Here is a 1,523-nt window from a genome sequence, read left to right as displayed (position 1 = left end):
AAATATTTTCAATCTCATTACACCAAACAATTTGCCCCCCCACCTTTAACATATCTTTGGTTCTACCAACTATATAGTAATTGCCATTTTTGTCTTTCTTTGCAAGGTCCCCTGTTTTAAACCAGCCATCATCAAATACCTTTGCTGTAAGCTCTGGTTCATTATAATATCCCATAAAGACACCCTCCCCTCTTGCTCTCAACTCACCTATTTCACCTGCATTTTTCTCTAGCCCATTTTCATCTGCAATTTGGAGAGTTACCCAAGGATGAGGTTTACCAACTGTTGTAATATTATTAGGTTCACAGACTGTAACTGGTGGCACAACCTCAGTCATACCCCATCCATTAAATAAATCAGCGTTTGGAAAATACTTTTTTGCTCTTCTAAGGGTTTCAGGGTCACTTGGTGCACCAAATACATCAGCTAGTTTAACACTTGTTAAATCAAAACGCTCTATCTCCTTTAAATAGAGTAGTGCATACCACATAGGCGGAACCATCCAAAACATAGAAACTCGCCACTTTTCAACAAGTTTTAAAAATACAAGGGGGTGAAAACGCTCTAACATCACTGTTGAAAGACCGCATTTAATAGCAAGCATAGGAAATAACATGCCACCTGAATGAGAAAGGGGTATTGCTGTAATAGCTCTAGCATTTACAATATAATCATGTAGAAAATAATCAAGTGCATCTGAACCTATATGAATATGCCTATAATTCCATAAAACCCCTTTTGGTTTGCCAGTACTACCAGAGGTACAGAAAATACTTGAATAGTGGTTTCTCTCTATGTCAACCTTTTTAAAAGCCACAGGCATATTATTAGTTAAATTATTATATGAGAGATATTGGGGTTCGCTATCTAGGGAGATTATATTTTTTAAACAATTAGATTTGTTTTTTAAATTTGTTAAATTACACCTCTGATTGTTTTCTGCAAATATTAACTTAACACCACAGTGATCAACTATATTTATTACCTCATCTTCTTTAAGATAAAAATCAATGGGGACTATAATTATCCCTGTAATATAGCAGGCATAATATATATAAAAATATTCAGCCCTATTTGGTATATATACTGCTACCTTATCTCCTTTTTCAAGCCCTAATCCATGCAATGCATTTGCTAACTTAAAAGCATTCTCCTTCATTTCAGCATAAGATATTTCTTTGTCACCATCTATTATTGCAGTTCTACCGTCATATCTCTCTTCTGCTGATACTAATAAATCAAATACGTCCATTATATCCTCCTAGTTTTAAATATTTTTAAAAAACATGTAGCCAACGAACATTTAGCGCAACACCATCTGGTCTATTTCTGGTTATCACCTCATCATAGAAGTTAACCCAAAACAAGTCTTTTTTTTCATCTGAGATATACATTGCCCCTGGGCCAAGTGCTAAAACCCTCTCTTTTGAATCAGGTATATCATGACCATCTATCTTGTGATTTGTAATCTGTTCTAAATAATAACCGTTAATACCAGCCCTAAAATTTTCAGTTATACCATA

2 protein-coding genes are annotated in these 1,523 nt (G+C 34.6%); both read right to left on the bottom strand.

The window, feature by feature from the left end:
• On the bottom strand, window positions 1-1,252 hold a 1,252-nt coding region (locus SVN78_11120; protein ID MDY6822156.1), incomplete at its 3' end, for a class I adenylate-forming enzyme family protein.
• Window positions 1,253-1,277: 25 nt separating this feature from the next.
• Window positions 1,278-1,523: transporter (locus SVN78_11115; protein ID MDY6822155.1), on the bottom strand; the 246-nt coding region annotated here is incomplete at its 5' end.

It is taken from the genome of Deferribacterota bacterium (assembly GCA_034189185.1).
In the GTDB taxonomy this organism is placed as follows: domain Bacteria; phylum Chrysiogenota; class Deferribacteres; order Deferribacterales; family UBA228; genus UBA228.
Note: the sequence above shows the minus strand (reverse complement) of the source record. Positions and strands in the feature narration are given on the sequence as shown.